The 23,775-nt window shown below is 64.9% G+C and carries 31 protein-coding genes and 6 tRNA genes; 20 read left to right on the top strand and 17 right to left on the bottom strand.

Going from position 1 to position 23,775, the window contains the following annotated elements; translation table 11 throughout:
• Positions 1–4 precede the first annotated feature (4 nt).
• From terL to AC5P67_RS10455, 5 genes are read left to right on the top strand one after another with little or no spacing between them, the layout of a single operon-like run.
• Complete coding sequence (gene terL / locus AC5P67_RS10475) at positions 5–1,669, top strand: phage terminase large subunit (RefSeq protein ID WP_032961836.1); 1,665 nt, start codon at positions 5–7, stop codon at positions 1,667–1,669.
• Between the two features lie 8 nt (positions 1,670–1,677).
• On the top strand, positions 1,678–1,869 hold the full coding sequence (locus AC5P67_RS10470) for an LPXTG cell wall anchor domain-containing protein (protein ID WP_005412390.1): 192 nt from the start codon (positions 1,678–1,680) through the stop codon (positions 1,867–1,869).
• On the top strand, positions 1,866–2,363 hold the full coding sequence (locus AC5P67_RS10465) for a hypothetical protein (protein ID WP_065426719.1): 498 nt from the start codon (positions 1,866–1,868) through the stop codon (positions 2,361–2,363). The genes AC5P67_RS10470 and AC5P67_RS10465 overlap by 4 nt, the downstream gene beginning before the upstream one ends.
• Positions 2,364–2,372: 9 nt before the next feature.
• Positions 2,373–2,681, top strand: a complete 309-nt coding sequence (locus AC5P67_RS10460) for a hypothetical protein (protein WP_005412388.1) — start codon at positions 2,373–2,375, stop codon at positions 2,679–2,681.
• Entirely contained in the window at positions 2,678–3,130 is a 453-nt protein-coding gene (locus tag AC5P67_RS10455) for a hypothetical protein (RefSeq protein ID WP_005412387.1), read from the top strand. Before AC5P67_RS10460 ends, AC5P67_RS10455 begins: the two co-directional genes overlap by 4 nt.
• A 21-nt stretch (positions 3,131–3,151) precedes the next feature.
• On the opposite strand, the gene AC5P67_RS10450 is transcribed toward AC5P67_RS10455, so the two are convergent.
• The 3 genes from AC5P67_RS10450 to AC5P67_RS10440 all read right to left on the bottom strand — a co-directional run bounded on the left by AC5P67_RS10450 (position 3,152) and on the right by AC5P67_RS10440 (position 4,519).
• On the bottom strand, positions 3,152–3,553 hold the full coding sequence (locus tag AC5P67_RS10450; RefSeq protein WP_125899042.1) for a response regulator: 402 nt from the start codon (positions 3,551–3,553) through the stop codon (positions 3,152–3,154).
• A gap of 88 nt (positions 3,554–3,641) precedes the next feature.
• Positions 3,642–3,974: a hypothetical protein gene (locus tag AC5P67_RS10445; protein ID WP_043033726.1), complete on the bottom strand. Its 333-nt coding sequence runs from the start codon at positions 3,972–3,974 to the stop codon at positions 3,642–3,644.
• A 215-nt stretch (positions 3,975–4,189) separates the two neighbouring features.
• Entirely contained in the window at positions 4,190–4,519 is a 330-nt protein-coding gene (locus tag AC5P67_RS10440) for a hypothetical protein (protein ID WP_150359511.1), read from the bottom strand.
• Positions 4,520–5,594: 1,075 nt separating this feature from the next.
• On the opposite strand from AC5P67_RS10440, the gene AC5P67_RS10435 reads away from it, so the two are divergent.
• The 11 genes from AC5P67_RS10435 to AC5P67_RS10385 all read left to right on the top strand — a co-directional run bounded on the left by AC5P67_RS10435 (position 5,595) and on the right by AC5P67_RS10385 (position 11,402).
• Complete coding sequence (locus tag AC5P67_RS10435; protein ID WP_154267699.1) at positions 5,595–5,756, top strand: hypothetical protein; 162 nt, start codon at positions 5,595–5,597, stop codon at positions 5,754–5,756.
• A 68-nt stretch (positions 5,757–5,824) separates the two neighbouring features.
• Positions 5,825–5,995 carry a hypothetical protein gene (locus AC5P67_RS10430; protein WP_004154558.1) on the top strand — a complete coding sequence of 57 codons (171 nt, stop codon included), beginning with the start codon at positions 5,825–5,827 and terminating at the stop codon, positions 5,993–5,995.
• Between the two features lie 64 nt (positions 5,996–6,059).
• Positions 6,060–6,659 carry a DNA polymerase III subunit beta family protein gene (locus AC5P67_RS10425; protein ID WP_005412385.1) on the top strand — a complete coding sequence of 200 codons (600 nt, stop codon included), beginning with the start codon at positions 6,060–6,062 and terminating at the stop codon, positions 6,657–6,659.
• A 52-nt stretch (positions 6,660–6,711) separates the two neighbouring features.
• Positions 6,712–7,035: a hypothetical protein gene (locus AC5P67_RS10420; protein WP_005412384.1), complete on the top strand. Its 324-nt coding sequence runs from the start codon at positions 6,712–6,714 to the stop codon at positions 7,033–7,035.
• On the top strand, positions 7,035–7,475 hold the full coding sequence (locus AC5P67_RS10415) for a hypothetical protein (protein WP_005412383.1): 441 nt from the start codon (positions 7,035–7,037) through the stop codon (positions 7,473–7,475). Before AC5P67_RS10420 ends, AC5P67_RS10415 begins: the two co-directional genes overlap by 1 nt.
• Positions 7,472–7,654, top strand: coding sequence for a hypothetical protein (locus AC5P67_RS10410; RefSeq protein WP_032961794.1), 183 nt, complete (start codon positions 7,472–7,474; stop codon positions 7,652–7,654). Before AC5P67_RS10415 ends, AC5P67_RS10410 begins: the two co-directional genes overlap by 4 nt.
• Positions 7,651–7,911: a hypothetical protein gene (locus tag AC5P67_RS10405; protein ID WP_032961791.1), complete on the top strand. Its 261-nt coding sequence runs from the start codon at positions 7,651–7,653 to the stop codon at positions 7,909–7,911. The genes AC5P67_RS10410 and AC5P67_RS10405 overlap by 4 nt, the downstream gene beginning before the upstream one ends.
• Before the next feature lie 63 nt (positions 7,912–7,974).
• Positions 7,975–8,595 (top strand): antirestriction protein ArdA, encoded by a 621-nt coding sequence (locus tag AC5P67_RS10400; RefSeq protein ID WP_495214665.1) that lies wholly within the window; start codon positions 7,975–7,977, stop codon positions 8,593–8,595.
• A 241-nt stretch (positions 8,596–8,836) separates the two neighbouring features.
• Positions 8,837–8,977 (top strand): hypothetical protein, encoded by a 141-nt coding sequence (locus AC5P67_RS10395; protein WP_005412379.1) that lies wholly within the window; start codon positions 8,837–8,839, stop codon positions 8,975–8,977.
• Positions 8,978–9,716: 739 nt separating this feature from the next.
• Positions 9,717–10,091 carry a winged helix DNA-binding protein gene (locus AC5P67_RS10390; protein ID WP_005412378.1) on the top strand — a complete coding sequence of 125 codons (375 nt, stop codon included), beginning with the start codon at positions 9,717–9,719 and terminating at the stop codon, positions 10,089–10,091.
• Positions 10,092–10,157: 66 nt separating this feature from the next.
• Positions 10,158–11,402, top strand: a complete 1,245-nt coding sequence (locus AC5P67_RS10385) for a tyrosine-type recombinase/integrase (RefSeq protein ID WP_049417433.1) — start codon at positions 10,158–10,160, stop codon at positions 11,400–11,402.
• 59 nt (positions 11,403–11,461) lie between these two features.
• Here AC5P67_RS10385 and AC5P67_RS10380 read toward each other — a convergent pair.
• The 8 genes from AC5P67_RS10380 to AC5P67_RS10345 form a co-directional block, all read right to left on the bottom strand.
• Positions 11,462–11,548, bottom strand: a tRNA-Leu gene (locus tag AC5P67_RS10380).
• Positions 11,549–11,658: 110 nt separating this feature from the next.
• Positions 11,659–11,964, bottom strand: a complete 306-nt coding sequence (locus AC5P67_RS10375; protein WP_043033729.1) for a hypothetical protein — start codon at positions 11,962–11,964, stop codon at positions 11,659–11,661.
• 272 nt (positions 11,965–12,236) lie between these two features.
• Positions 12,237–12,312: transfer RNA gene (locus tag AC5P67_RS10370), tRNA-Lys, on the bottom strand.
• Between the two features lie 197 nt (positions 12,313–12,509).
• Positions 12,510–12,585 (bottom strand) — tRNA-Lys (locus tag AC5P67_RS10365).
• Positions 12,586–12,664: 79 nt separating this feature from the next.
• Positions 12,665–12,741, bottom strand: a tRNA-His gene (locus AC5P67_RS10360).
• A 193-nt stretch (positions 12,742–12,934) separates the two neighbouring features.
• Positions 12,935–13,672 (bottom strand): BPL-N domain-containing protein, encoded by a 738-nt coding sequence (locus AC5P67_RS10355; RefSeq protein WP_043033730.1) that lies wholly within the window; start codon positions 13,670–13,672, stop codon positions 12,935–12,937.
• Positions 13,673–13,815: 143 nt separating this feature from the next.
• Positions 13,816–13,892: transfer RNA gene (locus AC5P67_RS10350), tRNA-Arg, on the bottom strand.
• 39 nt (positions 13,893–13,931) lie between these two features.
• Positions 13,932–14,008, bottom strand: a tRNA-Pro gene (locus AC5P67_RS10345).
• A gap of 180 nt (positions 14,009–14,188) precedes the next feature.
• Between AC5P67_RS10345 and AC5P67_RS10340 the strand changes: the two genes are divergently transcribed.
• A complete protein-coding gene (locus AC5P67_RS10340) occupies positions 14,189–14,947 on the top strand; it encodes a Bax inhibitor-1/YccA family protein (protein WP_158230134.1) in 759 nt (252 codons plus the stop codon).
• A gap of 60 nt (positions 14,948–15,007) precedes the next feature.
• Here AC5P67_RS10340 and AC5P67_RS10335 read toward each other — a convergent pair whose 3' ends face one another.
• From AC5P67_RS10335 to grxC, 6 genes are all read right to left on the bottom strand, one after another.
• Positions 15,008–15,757 carry a sulfite exporter TauE/SafE family protein gene (locus AC5P67_RS10335; RefSeq protein WP_043033732.1) on the bottom strand — a complete coding sequence of 250 codons (750 nt, stop codon included), beginning with the start codon at positions 15,755–15,757 and terminating at the stop codon, positions 15,008–15,010.
• A 25-nt stretch (positions 15,758–15,782) separates the two neighbouring features.
• Positions 15,783–16,691: a LysR family transcriptional regulator gene (locus tag AC5P67_RS10330; RefSeq protein WP_005408263.1), complete on the bottom strand. Its 909-nt coding sequence runs from the start codon at positions 16,689–16,691 to the stop codon at positions 15,783–15,785.
• A gap of 53 nt (positions 16,692–16,744) precedes the next feature.
• Positions 16,745–17,488 carry a cysteine hydrolase family protein gene (locus AC5P67_RS10325; RefSeq protein ID WP_111117983.1) on the bottom strand — a complete coding sequence of 248 codons (744 nt, stop codon included), beginning with the start codon at positions 17,486–17,488 and terminating at the stop codon, positions 16,745–16,747.
• A gap of 245 nt (positions 17,489–17,733) precedes the next feature.
• Entirely contained in the window at positions 17,734–18,738 is a 1,005-nt protein-coding gene (locus tag AC5P67_RS10320; RefSeq protein WP_005408261.1) for an isocitrate dehydrogenase, read from the bottom strand.
• 321 nt (positions 18,739–19,059) lie between these two features.
• On the bottom strand, positions 19,060–19,452 hold the full coding sequence (locus tag AC5P67_RS10315) for a carboxymuconolactone decarboxylase family protein (protein ID WP_005412372.1): 393 nt from the start codon (positions 19,450–19,452) through the stop codon (positions 19,060–19,062).
• The gene (grxC, locus tag AC5P67_RS10310; RefSeq protein ID WP_004154541.1) at positions 19,449–19,739 is read right to left on the bottom strand and encodes a glutaredoxin 3; all 291 of its coding nucleotides are present in this window, start codon (positions 19,737–19,739) and stop codon (positions 19,449–19,451) included. Before grxC ends, AC5P67_RS10315 begins: the two co-directional genes overlap by 4 nt.
• Before the next feature lie 142 nt (positions 19,740–19,881).
• On the opposite strand from grxC, the gene AC5P67_RS10305 reads away from it, so the two are divergent.
• The 3 genes from AC5P67_RS10305 (at position 19,882) to phoR (ending at position 23,772) form a co-directional block, all read left to right on the top strand.
• Positions 19,882–21,528, top strand: coding sequence for a M48 family metalloprotease (locus tag AC5P67_RS10305; protein WP_043033734.1), 1,647 nt, complete (start codon positions 19,882–19,884; stop codon positions 21,526–21,528).
• A 116-nt stretch (positions 21,529–21,644) separates the two neighbouring features.
• Complete coding sequence (gene phoB, locus AC5P67_RS10300; protein WP_005408258.1) at positions 21,645–22,334, top strand: phosphate regulon transcriptional regulator PhoB; 690 nt, start codon at positions 21,645–21,647, stop codon at positions 22,332–22,334.
• Between the two features lie 106 nt (positions 22,335–22,440).
• Positions 22,441–23,772 carry a phosphate regulon sensor histidine kinase PhoR gene (gene phoR, locus AC5P67_RS10295; RefSeq protein ID WP_005412369.1) on the top strand — a complete coding sequence of 444 codons (1,332 nt, stop codon included), beginning with the start codon at positions 22,441–22,443 and terminating at the stop codon, positions 23,770–23,772.
• Positions 23,773–23,775: the final 3 nt, after the last annotated feature.

Raw genomic sequence — 23,775 nt, 5'->3', positions numbered from 1 at the left:
GGGCATGACGAGCCTCCACGTTCGTCACCCTTTCGAGGACTTCCGCAACTTCGCCTGGTACGTCTGGAAGGAGCTGGGGCTACCAAGCCCCACTCCGATCCAGTACGACATCTGCGAGTTCCTGAAAACCGGCCCGCGCCGTCGCGTCATCATGGCGTACCGCGGCGTCGGCAAGTCCTGGGTGACGGCCGCCTACGTCTGCTGGCTCCTCTGGAAAGACCCCCAGCACAAGATCATGGTGGTCTCGGCATCGAAGGAACGCGCCGATGCGTTCTCGGTGTTCGTCAAGCGCCTGATCGAAACCCTGCCTGAGCTGCAACACCTGCGCCCGCGTCCCGACCAGCGCAACTCGAACCTGGCGTTCGATGTCGGTCCCGCGCAGCCCGATCAGTCGCCCTCGGTGAAGTCGGTCGGCATCAACGGCCAGCTCACCGGCTCCCGCGCCGACACCATCATCGCGGACGACATCGAAGTCCCAAAGAACTCCATGACCGTCGTGCAGCGCGAGAAGCTCGCCGAGCTGGTCAAGGAGTTCGACGCGGTGCTCAAGCCTGGCGGCGAGATCATCTACCTCGGCACTCCGCAGACCGAGGAGTCGCTCTACAACAAGCTGCCCGAGCGCGGCTACGTCATCCGCATCTGGCCTGCGCGCTACCCGAAGGACACCAAGCACCGTCAGGTGTACGGCGACCGCCTCGCGCCGATGATCGCCGATGCGTTCGACGCGAACCCCAAGCTCGCTTGGAAGAACTGCGAGAGCGTCCGCTTCTCCGATGAGGACTTGATGGAGCGCGAGGCGTCCTACGGACGCTCCGGCTTCATGCTCCAGTTCATGCTCGATGCGTCGCTGTCCGACGCCGAGAAGTACCCGCTCAAGCTGTCCGACCTGATCGTGATGGACGTGGACCGCGAGGTCGCTCCGATCCGCGTGGTCTACAGCAGCGGCCCGGAGTACATCGTCAGCGACATCCCGTCCGTGGGCTTCACTGGCGACCGCCTGTACCGGCCCATGTACCTCGCCTCGGAAATGGAGGAGTTCACCGGCAAGGTACTCGCCATCGACCCCTCGGGCCGAGGTGGCGACGAAACCGGCTACGCGGTCGTCGGCATGCTTCGCGGCATGCTCTACGCGCGCCGCGCTGGTGCGACCAAGGGCGGCTACGACGACGACACGCTGGAGACCCTGGCGCACATCGCGCGCGCCGAGAAGGTCTCCGCAGTCCTCATTGAGGCGAACTTCGGTGACGGCATGTTCGCCAAGATGCTCTCCGGCGTCCTGGCGCGCGTGTACCCGTGCTCCATCGAGGAGGTGAAGCACTACGGCACCTCGAAGGAGAACCGAATCATCGACGTGCTGGAGCCGGTGCTGAACCAGCACCGCCTGGTGGTCGATGCCTCGATCATCCGCGCCGATCAGAAGTCCGAACAGAAGTACCAGCTGTGCTACCAGCTGACGCGCATCACGCGCGACCGCGGCGCACTGCGCCACGACGACCGCCTCGAAGCGCTGGCGATGGCCGTGAAGTATTGGGCCGACCAGCTCTCCCGAGACGTGTCCAAGGAGGAGCAGCGCTACCTGGAGGAGCTGCTCGACCGCGAGTACGCCTCCTTCATCCAGTCCGTGACCGGCCGCATGCCGTCACCCGACAACTACCTCGACATCCTGTAGGAGACCCAATGTCCAACACGCTCGCTGCGTGGCTGATGGCGCTCGCCGCCGCTGGCCTGCTGTACCTGTTCCTGCGCCGCAAGAACGACGACGACAACGACGGCCCGAGCGCACCCGCGCCGGTAACGCCGTGCGACTGCAACCACGCTCCCTGCTGCCACACCCAGGGCGGCCAGTCGAACCCCTACGCGCCGGTATGACCGACGCAAAGCTGCCGAGCCTCGTGGAGGTCAGGGACAACCTGATCCCCGCGGCGGCCCGGCTGCTCCCCGGCGTGGCCTTCACTCCCGAAGCGAAGGTCATGCTGCTCGCCATTGGTCTCCAGGAATCTCGCTTCGAGCACCGCAGGCAGATCAAAGGCCCCGCACGCGGCTTCTGGCAGTTCGAGGCGGGCGGCGGCACCGCAGGTGTACTCCGTCACCCGGCGACCTCCGCACGCGCCTCACAGCTCGTCTCCGCGCGTCTGGAGCGTCCCTCGACCGCTGCGGTCAACGAGGCGCTCGCCTCCGACGACGTGCTCGCCTGTGCGTTCGCTCGCCTGCTGCTGTTCACCGATCCGCGTCCGCTGCCCGCCCTGGGTAACCCCCAGGCCGCATGGGACTACTACGTCCGCAACTGGCGGCCGGGCAAGCCGCACCGTGACACCTGGGACGCGCTCTACGCGAAGGCCCTGGCAACCATCCGCAACACCTAACCGGAACCCATGAACTTCAAGACCATCTACAACCGCGCCAGCGAGCGCCTGGTGCGCGCCTACGAGCGCGCTAAGGGGTACGTAGCGCTACGCATTGCCCTCGCCTCGCAGTGGCTCCTGGAGCGCCTGCGCGAGACCTCCCGTCGCACCTACACCGGCTGGCTGTTCGTCGTCGTGTTCCTGGCGCTGCCCTACGTCGTCCTCGGCGGCCTGTGGGAGCACCTGCGGAATGCCGCGGAGCGCCTGTGGGATGACGTGAACGACATCGAGTGGGCTGCGTTCACCCCGAGCTACTGGCGGGAGCACATCAAGCAGTGACCACGCTGGCCTTTGACGGCCGGCTCGTTGCTATCGACTCGCAGGTCACCGCTGGTGATCTGCGGTACGAGGAGGAGAAGTTCTACCGCACCACCGACACCACCGGGCGCGACCTGGTGGTGTTCGGCGCGGGCACCACTTCCCACATCCAGCGAGCCGTGCGCGAGCTGTCGGAGGGATTCGACGAACTGACCAAGGGCGAGTACACGATCCTCGTGGTCGGCCTGCGGGACAACCCGGTGGCCTTCTACCACGACGGTCTCCCTCTCGACCTCCGGCGCGACTTCCTCGTCGCCGGTAGTGGTGGTGCGATTGCCCTGGCCGCCATGAAGGCAGGCCACAACGCGACCGAAGCAGTCCTCATGGCCTGCTCGACGGACCTCTACAGCGGTCCTCCGGTGCAGACCTACGACACGGTTACAAAGCGTTTCCTAAAACGCCGGACCTGAACTACTGGCGCATGGACGCGCCTAAACAGGAATGCCGATTTGGCGAGTCCTATCAAGGGCGCTCATGAGTTCTTTGATGCGGTACGGCTTCGGGAGAAAGGTCGCCCACTGGTGAGCGTCAGGGAGCTGCGGGTTCGGCACCCCGGACGCGAACATGTAGGGAATTCGGTGCGACAGCAGGTAATCGGCGACGGACATTGATGCTCCGTCCTGCGTCTGGATGTCTAAGATCGCCGCGTGAAATGCTTTCGCCTCTATGCGGTCGAATGCATCGGCAGCGGAGGCGACCACATCGACCTCGTAACCCTGCATCGCCAGGATTTCCTTCAACATCCCTGAGAGGTCAGGATCATCTTCCATGACCAACAACGAGCCGAGCCGACCCTGGCTGTATGCATCCGTAGCCATCGCGCGTTCTCCCACGCCTACGTTCCCCAAACGGTTCGTACCGTACACGACGGCCAGTTAAAAGACAGGAAACGACTCTACCTGAAAGTGAACAGTTCAGCTATCACGCCAATTCTTCATCCTTGAACCACCACATTACAGCCAAGACGACAAACCAAACGATCAGCGGGACGCCAATCGTGAATTCCACGAGTAGGCCTCTCATGTGCTCGTGCTGCGCGGCCTCAGTCAGTGCAGAATCCAGAATTGGCACCGCATCGGCCACCACGCTGTACGAGGTCGTGTCATCGTTTATGACCTCGCGGGTACGTTCGACCAGCTCCCGTGCTGCTCGAAGCTTCGCGTGCTGATATGCGGCGGGCACTCCAGCACAGACCAGCGAGAGGACAGTGACCAGCGCCGCCAAGCGAATGAGGAGGGTATTGAGCGATGCCATAGATGCTCGTTGTAATGTCTATGCCAACCGCTAAGTTTATTCGACCACGGAGCACTGGGAGGGCTTGACAAGGGTGCTATCATAGTAAGACCTAAGTATTACTCTAGCAGGACTATAGAGTTCTATTCATTGGTATTCACCATCAAGTAGAGCTACAGTTCTCCTATGCACTCCTGGGGTGTTCCTCTGTCCTCCTTGGGTGCCACTGCGGCGGACTAGACCTCCGTCCCATCCTTGATGCCCCATAGCACCACGCCCGCACCAATCCAAGCGAGCGCCGGGATGCCCAAAGCGAGCTGGAGAAACAGGTTGCGGGAATTGCGGTTGCTGATGAGGTCATTCGTCGCGGCGTCAAACGTCCGCACCGCCTCATCAACCAACACCTGCGGCGAGGCGTCGTTCTCGATGATCTGCTCGTTCCAGGAACGCAACTCCTCAGCGCTCCTTACGCCGGTCTGAAAGTACGCGGCAGGGAGTCCTGCGAGCACTAAGGCCAGGACGGTGATCGCGGTAGCGGTTCTTATCGTGTATCGGCGGGCGTACATAACGTCTCCTCGAAGTGACAGAGGTGGTCGAAAGGTTTGCGGCAAATTTCCGAAGGAGTATCCAACTACTTGGAACGGCGCGATCACCCCCCGTAGGGGGTCGCCCCCTGTAGCGTAAGGCACGATGCGCCCCCTTCGCGTCACCTGCGGCGTCACCACCTCGGCTAACCTACTGATTCCAAAGGTGAACCACCGGATTAGGTATCCAGTGCCTAGGCAATCCCATGCGATACCTGGGCAACCTGCGGACATCCGCGCTCAAACGTTCGCGCCCCTGTCTGTCCCTATCTGTCTTTTTGCCCTGACCGCCACGCGCCCACCTCGGCACCACCTCGGCACACCTGCCGACCACCTCGGCACACCCTGCCCGGCCTATGCCCACCTGCCGCCCACCACGGCCAGCCAATGCGCCACCACGGCCCACGCAAGGCCCGCCACGGGCACCCCTACCGCCCCGCCTATAGAAGCTCCCCACGCGCGCGCTAGGCGCTCCCTGCGACCATCCAAAATCGTTGCCATCGGGGTATTGACAGCCATGCGGGGATTGATCTAATCTATACCCGTCGCCAGCAACACGGCGGCAGCGGAAAAGGCGGCGACAGACGTGCGACCGATGGATCGACAGCACCTAGAGCTTATCCCGCCAGCACTGAGGACTAGCCCCAAAGGCCCCTAAGCGCACCGCAGGTAACGTCCGGCTCAACCATCCCCCTACCGGGAGTGATTGACAAACCGGGAGCAAAAGGGCATAATGCCCACCATCGAACAACGGCCGCAGGGTGCGGTCGGGACAGTAGGAAAGGGGCAGGCAGGAGCGCCGCCCACGGCAGAACGCGGGGAGCTGGGAACACTAGCCGCGCCGGGAAGTGTAAGGGCCGATGAAGGCCGCCACGGATACCGGGTCACCGCCAGAAAGAGCGGGGCCATCTGTACGGGATTCCTAGGCGAGCTGGAGGCGCTCCCGGAAGCTGGCGACGGTCAGATTCCATGCCTTACGAGCATGAGTCTGACCGCCAAAGCGCCCCTACCGTTGTGATGGGGCGTTTTGGTGGTCCGATTCACTGGAGAGCAACCCATGACGATGATCCCGTTTGATATGACCGCCCGCGACTACTACGTGGCCGGTTGCATCCGCCGCGGCATCCGCGAGCACCGCGCCCGACTCAACGAGCGGGAGCGCCAGGCACACAAGAACCGCACCCAAGTTGCGCCTTGTCCATCCCCCGTTGTCATCTGATCCCCTTTCGTCAACCCGGTTTTCCACACCCCGCCGACGTGTGACGGCGGGTCTTTTTTGGAGCTACCATGAGCACCAATGGACCACTGGAGGACTTGCAAGTGCGCAAGCTCACCGCTGAGATTCGCAAGATCAACCGCGAGAGCGACAAGCTGATGATGGAGACCCGGTGGTATCCGCTGGTGGTCGCCACGGCCTTTGTGGCTGGCATCGTCACGCTGACCAAGCTGTTCCTCTAACAGCGCCCTACCCCAATCCCCCGAAGCCGCCGCAAGGCGGCTTTTTTGTTGCCCGGAGAAAGCTATGAACAAAATTCCTTCCGCCCTGATCGCCGCCGCTCTGCATGTGGCCCCCAAGAATGACGTTCGCTTCTACTTGAATGGCGTGCTGATTGAGTCGCACGCCGATGGTGCGATCATCGTTGCTACAGACGGCCACCGCATGCTTGTGGTGCGTACCAGCCTGCCGTGGGACATTGGCAAGATCATCGTGCCGCGCAATGCGTGCGAGCTGGTCGCCAAGATGAAGGGCGATGTCTATTTCAGCGCCGTGGGCGATGCCAGCCGGTTCAAGGCGGAGCGCGGAGGCCAGGCCATTGAGTTTGCTGCCGTTGATGGAACCTACCCGGACTGGCGTGCTGCGGTGTCCAAGCCGAACGAACTCAAGCTGTCCGGATTCGCGCCTGCCGTCCTCGAAGGCGTAGTGAAGGCGGCCGGTGTAATTTGCAAGGCATTCGGCGGCAAGGCCACTTCACTGATTCCGGTGACTGGCGGCGACGTGGCGGCCATGTTCGGTATTGGCGGCATCACCGATCCGAGCATCAGGTGCGCGTCTTTGATCGTCATGCCAATGCGCGACTCGTCATACCCGGAAGCCCTGTGCAGCGACGCGCTCCGCGCTTAACCCGAACCCATCAGCCGCCGCAAGGCGGCTTTTTTGTTGCCCGGAGAAAGCCATGAACCTCGACAACTACGCCCCCGAGAGCGCGAAGCGCATAGCCGTGGCGCTGGTGGATGCCGCCCTCGCCGCTGGTTACTCGCTCGGCGTCTACGACGGCGAAGAAACCACGGTGCGGCACAGCCGCGACCGGCAAGAAGTGTTGGAGGCCCTCGCCTCTACCGACCACGATCACCTGCGGTTCTACCGCCCGGACGCAACAAAGGCGGGGTTTGTGCTCCTGATTTGGGAGAACGGGGACGACGCCGCGAGCGACTGGAGCGACAACGACGAGACCAACGCGCTGGTGATGCCGGTGCTGCGCGGGCTGGGGGTGCTGTGATGGAACTGCGCACCTACGGAACCCGCAACGTGTTCCTGGCACAGCCGGGGCGCTATCACGAACAACTGGCGGCGACCGCGATGACGCCGCAGCAAGCCGAGGAGTTCGCCACCGTGGTCAACCGCGCAATCAGGGATACCGACTTCGACCCCATCGACCTCGCGCAGCTGGCGAGCGGGTGGACGTGGCCCGAGCCGATGAGCACCGCGCCGCTGGGCATTGAGGACTCCGAATTTCTTGTCGAGGTGGCGCGCATGCTGCACCGCCTCTGGCAGGAGGTCGGCGAGCAGTGGAGCGGCGTTTGGGCCTACGACATCGCCGACCCGCTGGGCGGGTGGCTGTCGAGGAACGGCATCAACCACGAGACCGCCGATGGCGTGGCCCGCGCCGAGCAGCAGGCCCGCGCATGGATCGCCGAGGGCATGGGAGCCGCGCGATGAGCTACCGCGAGGAGGACATCTTGTTCGAGACCGAAAAGGCATGGGTGCTGCGCAAGGGGCCGAACCATTTTGAGGTCTACAAAATCGGCCTCACCCACTCGACACGCCACGGCATTTTTCACAACATCCCCGGCGCACTGGATCGCGCCATCGAACACGCAAAGGGCCTGTCGCAATGAGCAATGACAACGAGCTGGCTGTACCTGCCGGTGACAAGCTGGTCACCCTGGGCGACCGATCGGTCTCCTACGGTCCCCGCCAAGAGTTCGACGGGAGCGTCGAGCCTTGCGCACCGATGGCCGCGCAGTTTTGGGGCGTCTACCGCTGGGCCGGTAAGGACCGCTGGTGGTGGATTGCCGACGTGGCCGACGAGGACACCGCCCGCGCAGTGGCCGCCGCCTACCTGCTGAACGTCAAGCCCGATTGGGCGCACTGACCGATAACCACCCCTGATCCCGAGGCCCGCCTAGTGCGGGCCTTCGCATTTCTGGAGCACACCATGCAAATCTACGTTGCCTGCCTTGCCTCATATAACGCTGGCCTCCTGCACGGCGAGTGGATCGACTTGGAGGGACGCGACGCCGACGACGTGCGCGATGAGATTGCCCGCATCCTGCGCGAGTCGCCGCACCCGAACGTGACCGTTGATTGCCCGGATTGCGGCGGTACTGGAACCACATACGTCCCCCGAGTATTCGGCGGGGCGGAATGCACGGCGTGTGGCGGAAGCGGCAAGGTCGCCAGCGCCGAGGAGTGGGCCGTCCACGACTACGACGACGTGTTCGGGGATACCTGGGGCGAGCACCCCGACCTGGACAAGCTGTGCGCATTGCAAGAGCGGCTGGACGAGTTGCACAACGACACCGAACGCGCTGCCTACACGGCCTTCTGCGACCACGAGGGCCTCGACGATGTGACCGTGGAGCAGTTCCACGAAGCCTACGTGGGCCAGTTCGATAGCTGGGCCGACTTTGCCGAGAACTATGTGGACGAATCGGGGCTTCTCCACGGCGTGCCCGACGCCCTCTCCCGCTACTTCGACTACGAGAGCTATGGCCGCGACATTCGGCTCAACGGTGACGCGTTTGAGGTGAGCGGCTTCTACTTCTGGAGCCGCTAACGCCGCTTCCGCAAGACCCTGCGCCAATACAGGTATGTGCGATGCGCCGGCACCGAGCTAGTCCACACCCATACGACTAGGTGAAGGGCCGTAATGGCGACTTCTACGCGGGGGTCAATCATCGAACGGTCCTTGGGGTCGGGAGTGGCGATCACGCCCTTCAGCCCTAATCATAAGGCCAATCTCGATATTTGGCACTCATTGTTCCATTTGTAGCACTTGCATAACAGGAGACTTACATATGCGTAACGCAGATTTCACCGCAAACTCGACCCTGGTGATCGTCAACGTGGCCCTCCGCGTCCACCAGTTCGGCCCGTTCTTGGTATTCGAGCGGGAGGTTTTGGTCCTGCATGAACGGACCTACGAGGTGCCCGAATGATTCGGACCATCAATTTCGACCATAACGAGAAGCGCGGCGCTCTCCGCGCGATGCTCGGCCTACTCAACGAGCGCGTCCAGTTCTCGGTCGTCCCCGAGGACTGTGGCTGGCGGGTGTCGTATCCGGTCCCACCCGCGGCCCCAACGGAGACCCCGCGGCCATGACTTCACTGCACCAGTCGGGATCAATCTCTCCCGTGGTACTTGATTCCTACGGACGCGCCATCATTGTGGCCTGTAGTCTGCCCGACGGCAGCGTCATGCTGTCGGGCTGCGCATCCGCAGACGACCAGGGGGGCGTTCTCAGTCTATGAGTACGGTGAGACGGACAATAGCCAGCGCGGTAGTCCGCGTAGGGCAAGGACTGTTTTTTGCATCCGTGGTCGGGGCCATTGTGACCCTGGCGGCGATGCTGGCACTACCGTTCTTAAAACACTGAAACGTAAGACCTTTTTGTGGAGCGCAGCCGGGGGTGGCGGCGCATTACAACGCCGTGAGCAGGGGACAGGACGGCCCCTTCGCAGGGCAGAAGTACCTGGACCTGTTCGTGAAAGCCTTTGGATATGAGATCGGAATCGACCCCTCCCCCACGCCTTGGCAGCGTGGTTTCTGGATGGACAAAATTGGCAAGAATGCCATCAACATTGGCTTGGGCCTTGTAATCCTTACATTGCGGCTCCAAGATAGACCCTGATGGTTTCCCAAGGGGGAACCATCCCCTTACGGAAAATGAGCGCACCATGAATCTCTCGCAGAAAGAACTGACGGCCATTCTCACAACCGCACTGTCAGCCTTCCGGGAAGAGATCGACGAGGACATCACCGCCACCCGCATCCTCACCCTACTCGCCGTTGTGGACGAGCCGGGCATTCAGCAGGTGGACCTTGAGCGCGTCCTCGGCGGACTCTCTCCCTCCGCAGTGAGCCGCAATGTGCTCGACCTGTCGTCTATCAAGCGTAACCGCGAGCCGGGGCCTGACTTCCTAGAGCAGCGCCCTGATCCCGCCTACCGCAAGCGCAACCTGATCTTCCCGACGACCAAGGCGCTGCACTGGCTGGCTTCGCTCGCAGAACGTGTCAACCGCAAGGTGACGGCGCGCGTCGCAGCCGCCTAACCCCCAACACCCCGTTGTGCCCCGAGGCCCGCCTAGTGCGGGCCTTTTTCATTTCTGGAGATACACATGGCCCTTCGCCTCAAAGGGACCGCGCCCAAGCCGGGTGCGCCCGATAAGCGCTACTACATGCTCGACGTGCAGGAGGGATACCGGCGCGTGCGCTTGTCCACCGGCACCCGCGACCGCGTGGCAGCCGAGCGCAAGGAGCAGGCGGTCCTCGACGCCCTGCGCGACGACCCCGAGATTGCAGAGGACGCGCTGCGGGAGCTGATTCGGGGCAAGTCCCGGTCGGTGCAGATGGCCGTGGCGAAGGCCAAGGTCCGCCAGCGCACCCTCAAGGACGCGATGGACGACGCGCTGGACGACCGCAACTTTTGGGGCAAGCTCCGGTCCATCGACACCGTGCGTACCAACTGCAAGGTGGTCCAGAGCTACCTGGGCGAGGAAACGCCCATCAACGACATCACGCAGGCCGCGGTCAACGACATGGCGCAGCGCATGCTCGCCGACAAGGCGGCTCCCGCCACCGTGAACCGCAAGATGCAGTGCCTCCTTGCCCTACTGAAACGCGAGAGGAAGGCCGGCCGGTTCTTGGGAGAGCTGCCCGAGTACAGCTTGGCCGACGAGAGGGACAACGCACGCACGTTCGTCCTGAACGTTGAGGACGAGGAATTGATCCTGGCGCGGCTGCTGGAGTGGGACACGCTCCCGAACGGCCCTGCCGGAGGGCACCCACGGGTGCGCGACGGGGCGGACTACCGCGACCTGTTCGTGTGCCTCGCCGACCTGGGCTGCCGCATGAGCCAGGCCATCGGCATCCGGTGGTCCGAAGTAGTCGATCAGGGCGGAAGGCTCCACGTCCGCTTCTGGCGGCACGCTACGCTCAAGAAGGGGCGTCCCCGCACCCTACCCTGCACCGCCCGTGTCGCCGAGGTTCTACAGCGGCGCAAGGACGCCCTGGCGGCCACATCGGACGGCCCCTTCACGATGCTCAATCGCACGCGCGCCGACCGGCTGTGGCAATGGGCCATCAAGGGGACACATCTCGCTTCCGAGAAGGAGTGCGTACCGCATGCGCTCCGCCATACGTGCGCCACTCGGCTGCTGCTGGCGACCGGCAACATCAAGCTCGTGCAGGAGTGGCTCGGACACCGCGACATCCAGACCACCTCAGCGGTCTACGCGAAGGTACTGGCCGAGCAATCGCTCCAAGGCATGTCTGCACTGGAGCAGTTCCGCCTCCCAGCCGCCTCGAACGGAACAGGTGACGTTCCGAGACAGGGATCAATTGCCAAAGCGGGAATCCAATAGGACAACTGACCGTCGCCAGCTTATTTTTCAATCACTTAGGCAATCTGTGCTCGGCCAGATGGTGCGAAAGGCGGGACTCGAACCCGCACGAGGTCACCCTCACTGGAACCTAAATCCAGGGCGTCTACCAATTCCGCCACTTTCGCGTGGCCGGCACAGGTGTTCATTGTCGCAGGCGGGGGCCGGAAGCGGAAGGCCTGCACAAAGCTGAATCCGTCACTCCGGGCGACCGGCCGCCGCCCGGAGTGACCGTGGATCAGTGCTGCTGAGGTTCAACGCGTGCCGTGTCGGCACCGTGCCCGGACACTGCGTCCACTTTGCGGATTTCAACGCCCCCGTCGCTGGTCCTGCGCAACTGCACCGCCTCGGGCCGGGTCACGCCTTCAGCTGGCGCCGTCGGCTGCATCTGCATCGCCTCACTGACTGGCGCGGCGGGAGCGTGCAGCGCATCGGTGTCGCGCTGCACGGTCTGTGCCGGGTCGCCGGGCTGGCTGCAGGCAGCGAGCGCCGCCAGCGCGAACGACAACAACAGCACCGGGCGCAGTCGATTGATATCACCCATCAGGATCGTCCTTCATGCATGCGCCATCGGCGCGGAAGAACCATTGGGTGCGATGCAGGACGCGATGCGATGAGAAACAGCGCACAGCATTGAAAACACTGATGACGCATGTGACCCCGGTTTCATCATCGCTTCAGTAGATCCACGCCATGCGTGGATGCGGCCTCCGCCTTCTCCACGCATGACATGGATCTACCGGCTTGGCGACTTGGCGCCCTCAGCCCGGCCACAGGCAAGAAAAAAGCCACTTGGCTGACCAAGTGGCTTTCGTCTGGTGGGCTGTCAAGGATTCGAACCTTGGACCTATTGATTAAGAGTCAACTGCTCTACCAACTGAGCTAACAGCCCGAAATCGGGGCGCGAATTATGACCCGATCCGCTCGGTGGGTGCAAGCACTTTTTTCAACATCGTTGAAACCAGCGCTGCGGTCCCGCTGCTACTGCAGAACCCCGCCAGGCGGAGCGCTTCAGCGCGTGATCCATCGAAATGATGGGGTCACACTTATAAGAAAAAAGCCACCTGGCGTACCAGGTGGCTTCCGTCTTGGTGGGCCGTCAAGGATTCGAACCTTGGACCTATTGATTAAGAGTCAACTGCTCTACCAACTGAGCTAACGGCCCGTGAAACTCAGACGCACATTGTAGCGTGCATTCTGTTTATTGCAATACCGTTTCGGCAGCGCCGATACGGTTGAATCAGTGGGGTGGCTGAGGGGATTCGAACCCCCGACCACCGGAATCACAATCCGGTACTCTAACCAACTGAGCTACAGCCACCACTGAAACTTCTGCTCCCCTGCCGATGCTGCCAGCAGTGGAACCTGATGCGTTGCGACCGGGTGGGACCAGAAGGCCGTCCCCTGAAGCGAGTCCGGCATTTTCCGGGAGTCGCGAAGGAATTGCAAGCATTTCTTCACATTGATGTGCCGGTCGCCATTCCGGCCCGCGTCGCGCTGCGCACGCGCCCGCCTCAGCGCCGATCCTCATCCAGCAGTGACTTGAACAGATCGGCCGACGGCATCTGCGAAAGCGGGATTTCCGCCATCTTGAACCACTGCGTCGGCGCTTCCGGATGGGGTCCCGACAGCACCACCCTGCCCTTCCCGTGGCGATACGACGCAGCCGCAATGTCGCCATTGGTGTAGCGGGAAATCACCTTGAACCCTTGGTCGCGTGGCGCCTTGGGCAGGTAGGGACCGTCCTGGAAGTACACCGTCTGGCGACGCCCGTCCCAGACGACGGGAATCACGGCATCGTCTTCATCCTGCACCGGGAATCCCGGCCTGCCGGCCTCGGCGTCCAGGTCCTGCGCCAGCAGGCCCAGATGCGATGCACCGGCCAGGTAGGCCCCCATGCACAGGCCGATGTAGGTTCCGCCTGCATCGACGAAACGACGGATGACTGCCGCCCCCTCTTCGCCCATCGCCGCCATCGCGGCGTCGATGTCCTGCCCGCCCCCCGGCTGCACATAGGCCCGGTAGCGCGACGTGGCCAGCGAATCGACATCGACGGCCTCGCCCGGGCCGACGAACACCACGTGATAGTCCGGACGCGAACGATGGATGGCCTGTTCGACGGCCTCCGAACACCCTGGGCAACCGGCCTCGCCGCGGTAGACCGCAATCACGGGGGCATTGGCGGACGCCTGCACGGCAAGCCCCAGGCCCATCGCCAGCAGCAGACAGCGCGATCGCGCAACGGTGTTCATCAAGGGATGGCTCAGCGCAGTCACCCCGGCATGGGGCAGGCCGACTATGCATCGGCCACGACGGACCAGATTGAATGCGCGCCAACACAGCGCAGGACCAGGCAGAGGCCGGTAACAACAGGACCTGCAGGAGATGGGTGAAATGGCGCGCCCGACAGGAATCGAACCTGTAACCGCCGGCTTAGAAGGCCGGTGCTCTATCCAGTTGAGCTACGGGCGCCCGGACCGGAACGGTGTCCAATCCGACGTGATGTGGGATTGGTCGGGGTAGAGGGATTCGAACCCCCGACATCCTGCTCCCAAAGCAGGCGCGCTACCAGACTGCGCTATACCCCGGTCTTGCAATCCCCTCGGGCCAGGCCCGGGGAGCTGGTCATTGTGGCCAAGCGCATCATGAACTGTCAACGCGGGCGACTCGAACCCGACGCCTGGCACGGCACCACGTGCAGCCATCGGCTATGCTCCCGGTCATCGGCCGGATGGCCGTCCAGCCCCTCATCCGCACGGAGAACACGCATGCGCAGCGGCAACCCGGCTCTTTCCGAGTCGACCTTCCTCGACCTCGCCAGCGGCTCGGTGGTGACCAGCCCCGACCAGGTGATGACCCTCAACGGCACCGCCAACAAGACCGGCATCCTGCTGTTGTTGACCGTGCTGACCGCGGCGTTCGCCTGGAGCCAGGCGGTCGACGAGTACGGCCAGATTTCCGGCAGCGCGAGCCTGTACGCCATCGGTGGCGCGATCGGCGGCCTGGTGCTGGCATTGATCACCATCTTCAAGAAGGAATGGTCGCCGGTCACCGCGCCGATGTACGCGCTGGTCGAAGGCCTGTTCCTGGGCGCCGTGTCGGCGCTGTTCAACATGAAATACCCGGGTATCGTGTTCCAGGCCGTACTGCTGACCTTCGGCACCCTGGCCGCCCTGCTGGTCGCGTACCGCAGCGGCGTGATCAAGGCCACCGAGAACTTCAAGATGGGCGTGGTCGCCGCCACCGGCGGCATCGCCCTGCTCTACCTGGCATCGTTCGTGCTGGGCTTTTTCAACATCAACGTGCCGGTGATCCATGACGCCAGCTGGCTGGGCATCGCTTTCAGCCTGTTCGTGGTGGTCGTGGCCGCATTGAACCTTGTACTGGACTTCGACTTCATCGAGACCGGCGTGGCCCAGCGCGCGCCGAAGTACATGGAGTGGTATGGCGCATTCGGCCTGATGGTGACCCTGGTCTGGCTGTATGTGGAGTTCCTGCGCCTGCTGTCGAAGATCCAGCAGCGCTGAGTCGGAACATGCCATAGACGACAAAGGGCGCCTCTCGTGGCGCCCTTTTTCGTTCCTCCCTCAGCGCGCCAGCAGCGTCGGCAGCGACGAAGCCAGCAACGCAATGCCTGATGCGGTCAGCAGGCCCAGTACGACCTGCCTGAAGCGCAGCTCGCTGATGCCGATGTAGACGCGCGCGCCCAGCAGGGTCGGCACCAGCATGGCTGGCGCCACGATGGCGAAGTACGGGAGCATCTGCCGGCTCACCAGGCCACTGCCGACATAGGTGGCCATGGTCACCGCCAGCATGGCCAGATTGAAGTTCTGGATGACCGCGCGCTGCTCGTCCTTGCCGAAGCCGCGCAGCGTGCTCCACAACGTCGGCACCGGCCCGGCGAAGCCGCCGATGCCGCTGAGCACGCCACCGGCCATGCCAGCAATCGCATCACCGATACGGCCGCCGACGCGGACCGGAGGCAACGAGCGCGCCATCAGCATCACCGGGCACCACAACGCCAGGAAGCCGCCCAAAAGCGCCTTGAACCAGTCCATGTCCAGCTGCGGCAGCACCATCACGCCCAGCGGAATGCCGGCCAACCCGCCCAGCACGAACGGCAGCAGCAGGCGCAGGTTGAATCCGCGGCGCACGGTGAACACCGCGACCAGCTGGCCGACCAGCGCGCCGAACACCGACAGCGTGGCCGCCAGTCGCGGCTCCAGCCCCCATGCCCAGAACGACATCGCCACCATGCCAAAGGCGAAGCCGGACAGGCCCTGCACGAATCCGGCGACGATCGCGCCCAGTGCGACCAGCAGATACACCGACTCCATCACCACCTCGGCTGCAACCGCGCGACTACCCTGCCGCGCCCACCTGTGCAGCGTAGTGCGCCGCAAGGTGCTCGACCAGCGCGCGCACTTTCGGCGCCAGCGCACGTGCATGCGGATACAGCGCGAAGTAGCGCCGCTGTCCGGCGTGCCAGGCCGGCAGCACACGGATCAAACGACCGGCGCGTAGGTCTTCCTGCACCGTCAGTGCGGTGAACAGGCTGATGCCCATGCCAGCCAGCGCGGCGGCGTACAACGCTGGCGTCGCATCTACCCGCAGGCGTTGCCCGGCCTCGACGCTCGCACTGGCACCACGCGGCCCCTGCAGCTGCCAGGGCGGCATTGACGGTGTGGGACTGAAGCCCAGCAGCGTGTGCTGCGCGAGATCCGATGCCTGACGCGGCAGGCCATGACGCGCCAGGTAGGCTGGCGCGGCCACCAGGATGCGAGGGCAGCTGGCCAGTTCACGTGCGACCAGCTGGCTGTCCGGCAACGCATGCGCGATCCGCAGGGCCAGGTCGAAGCCACCACCGACGACATCGACCAGCTGATCATCGGCCGACAGATCCAACGAGACGTGCGGGTAACGCTGCAGGAACGACGGCAGCCAATGCGGCAACTCCTGGCTGGCCACCACCTGCGGCACGCTGATGCGTACGCTGCCACTGGGTTGCGCCTGCCCGGCGCGGGCACGGTCGTCCGCCTCCTGCAGGCGATCCAGCAGCGTTGCCGCCTCGCGGTAGTAGTCGCGCCCGGCCTCGGTCAATGACAGCCGGCGGCTGTTGCGATCGAGCAAGCGAACCTGCAGATGCTCTTCCAGCTGGCGCAGTTGCCGTGACATCGCCGAGTGGGTGGTCCCCAGGCGTTCAGCGGCCGCGGTGAAACTGCCCGCGTCAACGATGGCGCGCAGCGCACGCAGGGCGGCGAAGTGATCCATCGGCGGGCAGCTCCATGTGGCGGGGCCCACGGCATGCGGGCCCCGCCAGCTTATCAAGCGCCGTCGCCGGCCTTGCGCACCGGCAACGCCAGGATCGCGTCGGTACTCATGACATCACCGAAGGCGTCTTCGATCTGCGCCAGCGAGGCATCGTGCAGCGCGCGATGATCGATGCGCTGGCCACCGGCCAGGTCCAGGTCACGGCTGGCGCTGGCATCGGACGACACGATCACCCGGTAACCACGGGGTGCGGCCGCCGCGTCGCGCGCGGCACCGGCCACACAGGCATGGGTCTGCAGGCCGGTGACGATCAGGGTGTCGATGCCGGCATCCTTCAGCACCGTGTCGAGTACCGCGGCCGAGTTGCCAGCGAACACACTGACGTTGTCCTTCTGCACGACCGTCTCGCCCTTGCGCGGCTGCAGGTCGCGATGGAAGTCGGCATTGACGCTGCCCTGCGCGAACAGCGGTGCACCGGCCGGCAACACGTGCTGCACGTGGATCACGCGGATGCCGTGGGCATCGGCGAACGCGACCACCCGCTTGGCCTGGCGCAGTGCGGCCACGCCATCGGGAATGACCATGCGGCCACCGGCAAAGCCCGGCGCGGCCTTGGCATCGAAGTACTCGTTCTGGAAGTCGATCACCAGCACGGCGGTCTTCGCCGCATCCAGCGAGGTCGCGACCGGCGCGCCGGCCATGTGGCGGATGGTGGGATGAGACGGTTCGGCAGCAGCGACCGGGGCGGTGGCGGCCATGCCGATCAGGCTGGCCAGGCCGAAGGCGGTGAGATTCATGGAGCGACTCCTGTGCAGTGGAAAGTGGGCACAGGATGCGGAGCGGATGGCGCACGAACCAGCCGTGCAACAGCACATGATCTGTGCGAGATACGCACAGACAACCCCCTGTAGGGCCACCCCATGGGTGGCTGCGGACCAAAGCCACCCCATCCACGCATGGCGTGGATCTACGAGTCAGCCCACAACGCAACGGGGCGCCCGAAGGCGCCCCGCTGTGGATCCAACCGAGGTCGACCGGCCGCTTACAGGCGGCTGGCGATGGCCTGGGCAAAGCTCATGGTGGTGCCGGTACCGCCCAGGTCGCCGGTCAGCGAATCCTTGGCTTCCATGGTGGCCACGATGGCCTTGCGCAGGCGCTCGGCGTTTTCCGGCTGGCCGATATGGTCCAGCATCTGCGCGGCTGCCAGCAGCAGCGCGCACGGATTGGCCTTGCCCTGGCCGGCGATGTCCGGCGCGGTGCCGTGCACGGCTTCGAAGATCGCCGCGTCCTTGCCGATGTTGGCACCCGGGGCCAGGCCCAGGCCACCCACCAGACCGGCGCACAGGTCGGAGATGATGTCGCCGAACAGGTTGGTCGTAACGATCACGTCGAACTGTTCCGGACGCATCACCAGCTGCATGCAGCAGTTGTCGACGATCATTTCCTGGAACTCGATCTCCGGGTACTGCGCGGCTACTTCACGGGCGACGTTCAGGAACAGGCCCGAGGTCGACTTGATGATGTTGGCCTTGTGCACAGCGGTGACCTTCTTGCGGCCGGTGCTCTTGGCCAGCTCGAAGGCGTAGCGCACGATGCGCTCGGAGCCCTTGCGGGTGATGCGGGTGCCGGAGAAGGCGGTCTCGCCGTCGGCCGACACTTCCTGGCCTTCGGCCAGGTAGGCACCCTCGGTGTTCTCACGAACGGTGATCAGGTCGACGTTGTCGAAACGCGACTTGGTGTTCGGGAAGGTGTGGGCCGGACGCACGTTGGCGTACAGGTCGAAATGGCGGCGCAGGCTGACGTTGATCGAGGTGAAGCCACCACCGACCGGGGTGGTCAGCGGGCTCTTCAGCGCGACCTTGTTGCGCGCGATCGATTCCAGGGTCACCGCCGGCATCAGGTCGCCGTGCTTTTCCAGGGCCACCAGGCCGGCGTCGGCGTCTTCGTATTCCAGCCCAGTCTTGAGCTGGTCGAGCACGAACAGGGTGGCGTCCATGATTTCCGGGCCAATGCCGTCGCCGCGGATGACCGTAATTTTCTGCGTCATTGATCGATGTTCCGAACAGGGGGAAAAACGCCGTCCGGACGTGCCCGGAAACGCCGGCGCAAAGGAAGTTTCACCGGCAATTATGCCTGAGACGGGGCCGAGGTCCCAAATAGACCATGGTCCCAGTGCCCGGCTCAGGCAGAATTGCCCGCGCATTCTTCCTCTACCCCCGCCTGTCGGCGCGCCCCTTCAACAAGAAGGGGCTCCTGGGCTGCTGGATCGCGGGACAGGCCCCCTCGCGGGCCCGGTAGTGCCGGCCGCTGGCCGGCAACCTCGGCCAGGTCGAGTTCAGGCGATGCCGGCCAGCGGCCGGCACTACCCTCAGTGCTCGTGCGCTGCCGGAGCGCTGGCGCCGCCTTCAAGCTGGTCGAGGAAGTCGACCGCGCGGCGCAGGTGCGGGATCACGATGGAACCGCCCACCACCAGGCCGACCGAGAAGGTCTCGAAGAACTCTTCACGGGTTACCCCGGCGTCCTTGCACTGGGCCACGTGGTAGCTGATGCAGTCGTCGCAGCGCAGCACCATCGAGGCCACCAGGCCCAGCAGTTCCTTGGTCTTCACGTCCAGCGCGCCGGCCTGGTAGGTCTGCGTGTCCAGTGCGAAGAAGCGCCGCACCACCTGGTTCGGTTCGCCCAGGATGCGTTCGTTCATGCGCTTGCGGAAGTCGGTGAATTCGGCGATGCGGTCCTTGCTGCCGTCGTCGGCCGCGCTCATGCCTGGCCCTGCCCGGCCAGCAGCGGCTCGAGCTTGCCTTCACGGTGCAGGGCCATCATGTCGTCGTAGCCGCCCACGTGGACGTCGCCGACGAAGATCTGCGGCACGCTGGTGCGGCGGGTCAGTGCCATCATCTTCTCGCGCTCGGCCGGGTCCAGGTCGATGCGGACCTCGGTCCACTGCTGGCCCTTGCTCTTCAGGAAGTTCTTGGCGGCCACGCAATACGGGCAGACGGCGGTGGAATAGATGGTGATGGCGGGGGCGCCGCCGGCGGTCTGGGCTGTCACGGGAAACTCCACGATGGATCGACGGTCTACATATGGTACCGGTGCGCTGGAAATTCCACGCCACCGCCGCAACACTGTGGGTTAACGAATGGTTGCCCCCTGCCCTGCCACGCTTGGCGCGCCCTGCCCGAGGACCTTCCGCTTGCGAGCCCTGCTGCTGACTACCGCCGTTACCCTGGCCCTGGCCATGCCGCTGGCCCAGGCCCAGGAGAAGCTGCCCGACATCGGCTCCTCGGCCGGCGAGCTGCTGACCCCGGCGCGCCAGGCCGAGTACGGCGCGATGATGCTGCGCGAGCTGCGCAACTATGGCTACCTGCTGGATGACCCGCTGGTCAACGACTGGCTGCAGACCATGGGCACCCGGCTTGGCTCCAACAGCGACCAGCCGCGCCAGCCCTACACGTTCTTCGTGATGAAGGACCGCCAGATCAACGCCTTCGCCACGCTGGGCGGCTATATCGGGGTCAATGCCGGCCTGGTGCTGACCGCCGAGCGCGAGGACGAGGTGGCTGCAGTGCTGTCGCACGAAATCGCCCACGTCACCCAGCAGCACGTGCTGCGCGGGGTCGAACGCGCCCAGCGCGACCAGATACCGATCCTGCTCGGCATGCTGGCGGCGGTGGTGGCCGCGCAGGCCAGCAACAGCACGTCCTCCGGCAACGCGACGATGGCCGCGATCAGCTCCGGCATGGGCCTGATGCAGCAGCGGCAGATCAACTACACCCGCTCCAACGAATCGGAGGCCGACCGCCTCGGCATCCGCACCCTGTCGCGCAGCGGCTACGACGTGGATGCCATGGCCGGCTTCTTCGAGCGCATGTCGGCGGCGATGCGCGGCAACGAGGGCGGCTACAGCGTGCCCGAGTTCCTGCGCACCCACCCGGTCAACATCACCCGCATCAGCGAGGCCAAGGCCCGCGCCGAGCAGATGAAGAAGGACACGGTGCTGCTGACCACCAGTACCCCCAGCGGCGAACGCAAGGAGCGGGTGAATCCGGCCGACCCGGGCCTGGCCGAGCCGCTGCTGCGAGGAAACAACCCGTTGCTTCCCAGCAGCGTGCTGCGCGTTCCGGTCGGCCAGCTGGCCCGTGGCGCCAGTGGCGACTTCGAGTGGGCGCGCGAGCGCCTGCGCGTGCTGAGCGCCGATTCCACCGCCGAACTGGAGCGCGAATACGCGGACATGGCCAAGCGGCAGAAGGACGGTCTCAACGACGCCCAGCGCTATGGCCAGGCGCTGGCGGTCATGCGCGGCGGCCGCAGCGGTGCCACGCAGGCCCGGCAGACCCTGGCCAGCCTGCTGCAGACCCGCCCGGACAACCTGTGGCTGGCACTGGGCCTGGGCGAGGCCGAATCGCGTGCCGGACTGGGCGCGCAGGCCAACACCCGTTTCGAGCAGCTGCTGCGCGAGCACCCCAACAGCCGGCCCGTGGCCCTGACCTACGCCGAGATCCTGAACGAACAGGGCACCCGCGAGGCGGGCCAGCGCGCGCAGGCCATGCTGCGGCCCCTGCTGTCGCAAAGTGGTAACGATCCGGTCTTCCAGCAGCGATACGCCCGCGCCAGCGAGCTGGCCGGTGACAGCGTGCGCGCCAGCGAGGCCTATGCCGAGGCCGCCTTCCTCAGCGGCCGCCCGGAGCAATCGTTGATGCAGCTGCAGGCCCTCAAGCGCAACCCGGCGCTGGACTACGTGGGCCGGGCGCGGGTGGATGCGCGCATCGAGGCGATCACCCCCACCGTGCTGGAGCTGCGCCGCCAGGGCGTGCAGGACCCGGACCTGGACCGCCGCTGAGTGTTGCATGACCGGTCGATGGCAATCCCGACCGGTTCCGGCCAGGTAGTCACAAACATGTCATCAAACCGTAGTCTACTGGCACCACTCCAGTAACCGAGCCCTACGGTGTCCTCGTGCAGAAACGCATCCTGATCGTCGATGACGAGCCCGCGATCCGTGAAATGGTCGCCTTCGCCCTGCGCAAGGGCGATTACGAACCGGTCCACGCCGGCGATGCCCGTGAGGCCCAGACCGCCATCGCCGATCGCGTCCCCGACCTGATCCTGCTGGACTGGATGCTGCCCGGCACCAGCGGCCTGGACCTGGCCCGCCGCTGGCGCAAGGAAACGCTGACCCGCGAAGTGCCGATCATCATGCTGACCGCCCGCGGTGAAGAGAACGACCGCGTAGGTGGCCTTGAAGCCGGCGTCGACGACTATGTGGTCAAGCCGTTCTCGGCGCGCGAACTGCTGGCCCGCATCCGTGCGGTCATGCGCCGCGCCCGCGAAGACGACGAGGACGGCAGCGTGGCCGTCGGCCCGATCCGCATCGACGGCGCCGCCCATCGCGTGTTCGCCAACGACCAGCCGGTGCCGATCGGCCCGACCGAGTACCGCCTGCTGCACTTCTTCATGACCCACCCCGAGCGCGTCTACACCCGCGCCCAGCTGCTGGACCATGTGTGGGGCGGCAGCGTGTACGTGGAGGAGCGCACCATCGACGTGCACATCCGCCGCCTGCGCAAGACGCTGGAACCGTTCAACGCCGAGAACATGGTGCAGACCGTGCGCGGCGCCGGCTACCGCTTCTCCACCGCGACCTGAGTCTCGTCGTGCCGACGCCGCGCACCCGCGGGTGCCGGCGCCGGCAACTCTGCTATAACCCTCGGTTCACCCCAGTGAACCGCCGCACTTCAACGACGAGATCGCAATGCCCCGCCACATCCGCTCTGCCTGGTTGAAGACCCTGGCCACCGTTGCCGCGGTACTGCTGTTCTCCGGACTGGTGGGGTGGTTCACGGGTCACCTGTGGCTGTGCATCGCACTGGGCGCGCTGGCCACCCTGGCCTGGCATTACTGGCGGCTGCGCAGCGTGCTGCGCCGGCTGACCGCGCGCCAGCGCTGGGATACCGCCGAGGAAGGCACCGGCGTCTGGAACGAGCTGGACCGCCTGCTGTACCGCAACCAGGTGGAAATGCGCGTTCGCAAGCGCCGCCTGCTCGACATGCTGCGCAGCTACCGCGCCGCTGCCGCCGCGCTGCCCGATGCCGTGGTGGTGCTGGACCGCAACAGCCAGCGCGTGCAGTGGTTCAACGAGGCGGCCACCGCCCTGCTTGGGCTGCATCATCCGGGCGACCTCGGCGAGGCGCTGGTCGAACGCCTGCAGCCGATGCCGCTGGCGCACTGGCTGGCCGGCGGCCGCAACGCCGAGCCGATCCTGGACGTGCCCTCACCGGTCGATCCCGCGATCCGCCTGAACCTGCGACTGATTCCGTATTCTTCGGACTACTGGCTGCTGATCGCCCGCGACGTCAGCAAGCTGCTGCGCCTGGAACAGGTGCGCCGCGACTTCGTCGCCAACGTTTCACACGAACTGCGCACGCCGCTCACCGTGGTCCACGGTTACCTGGACATGATGGACCCGGAGGATTTCCCGGGCACCGGTCCGATGCTGGAAGAAATGCGCAAGCAGAGCCAGCGCATGGCCCAGCTGGTGGAAGACCTGCTGACCCTGTCGCGGCTGGAATCGCAGGAGCACAGCGAGGAAGAGACCGTCGCCATGCAGCCGATGCTGGCCACACTACGCCGCGAGGCCGAAGCGCACAGCCAGGGCCGCCACCAGATCAGCATCGACGATCTGGCCGGCGTCGACCTGCAGGGTTCCACCAAGGAGCTGCATAGCGCCTTCTCCAACCTGGTCACCAACGCGGTGCGCTATACGCCGGCCGGTGGCCGCATCGCCGTGGAATTCCGCCGCGAAGGCGATGGCGCGGTGCTGGCGGTGCGCGATTCCGGTTACGGCATCCCGGCTTCCCACCTGCCACGCCTGACCGAACGTTTCTACCGTGTCTCCAGCAGCCGCTCCCGCGAAAGCGGCGGTACCGGCCTGGGCCTGTCCATCGTCAAGCACATCCTCGGCCTGCACCACGCGCGGCTGGAGATTGAAAGCGAGGTCGGCAAGGGCTCGGTGTTCTCCTGCCATTTCGATGCCGACCACGTGCGCCCGCGCGAGTCCGCCCCCCTGACTTCCATCGAAGAATGACGC

It is taken from the genome of Stenotrophomonas sp. YJH_SMC_21, assembly GCF_059369555.1.
Note: the sequence above shows the minus strand (reverse complement) of the source record. Positions and strands in the feature narration are given on the sequence as shown.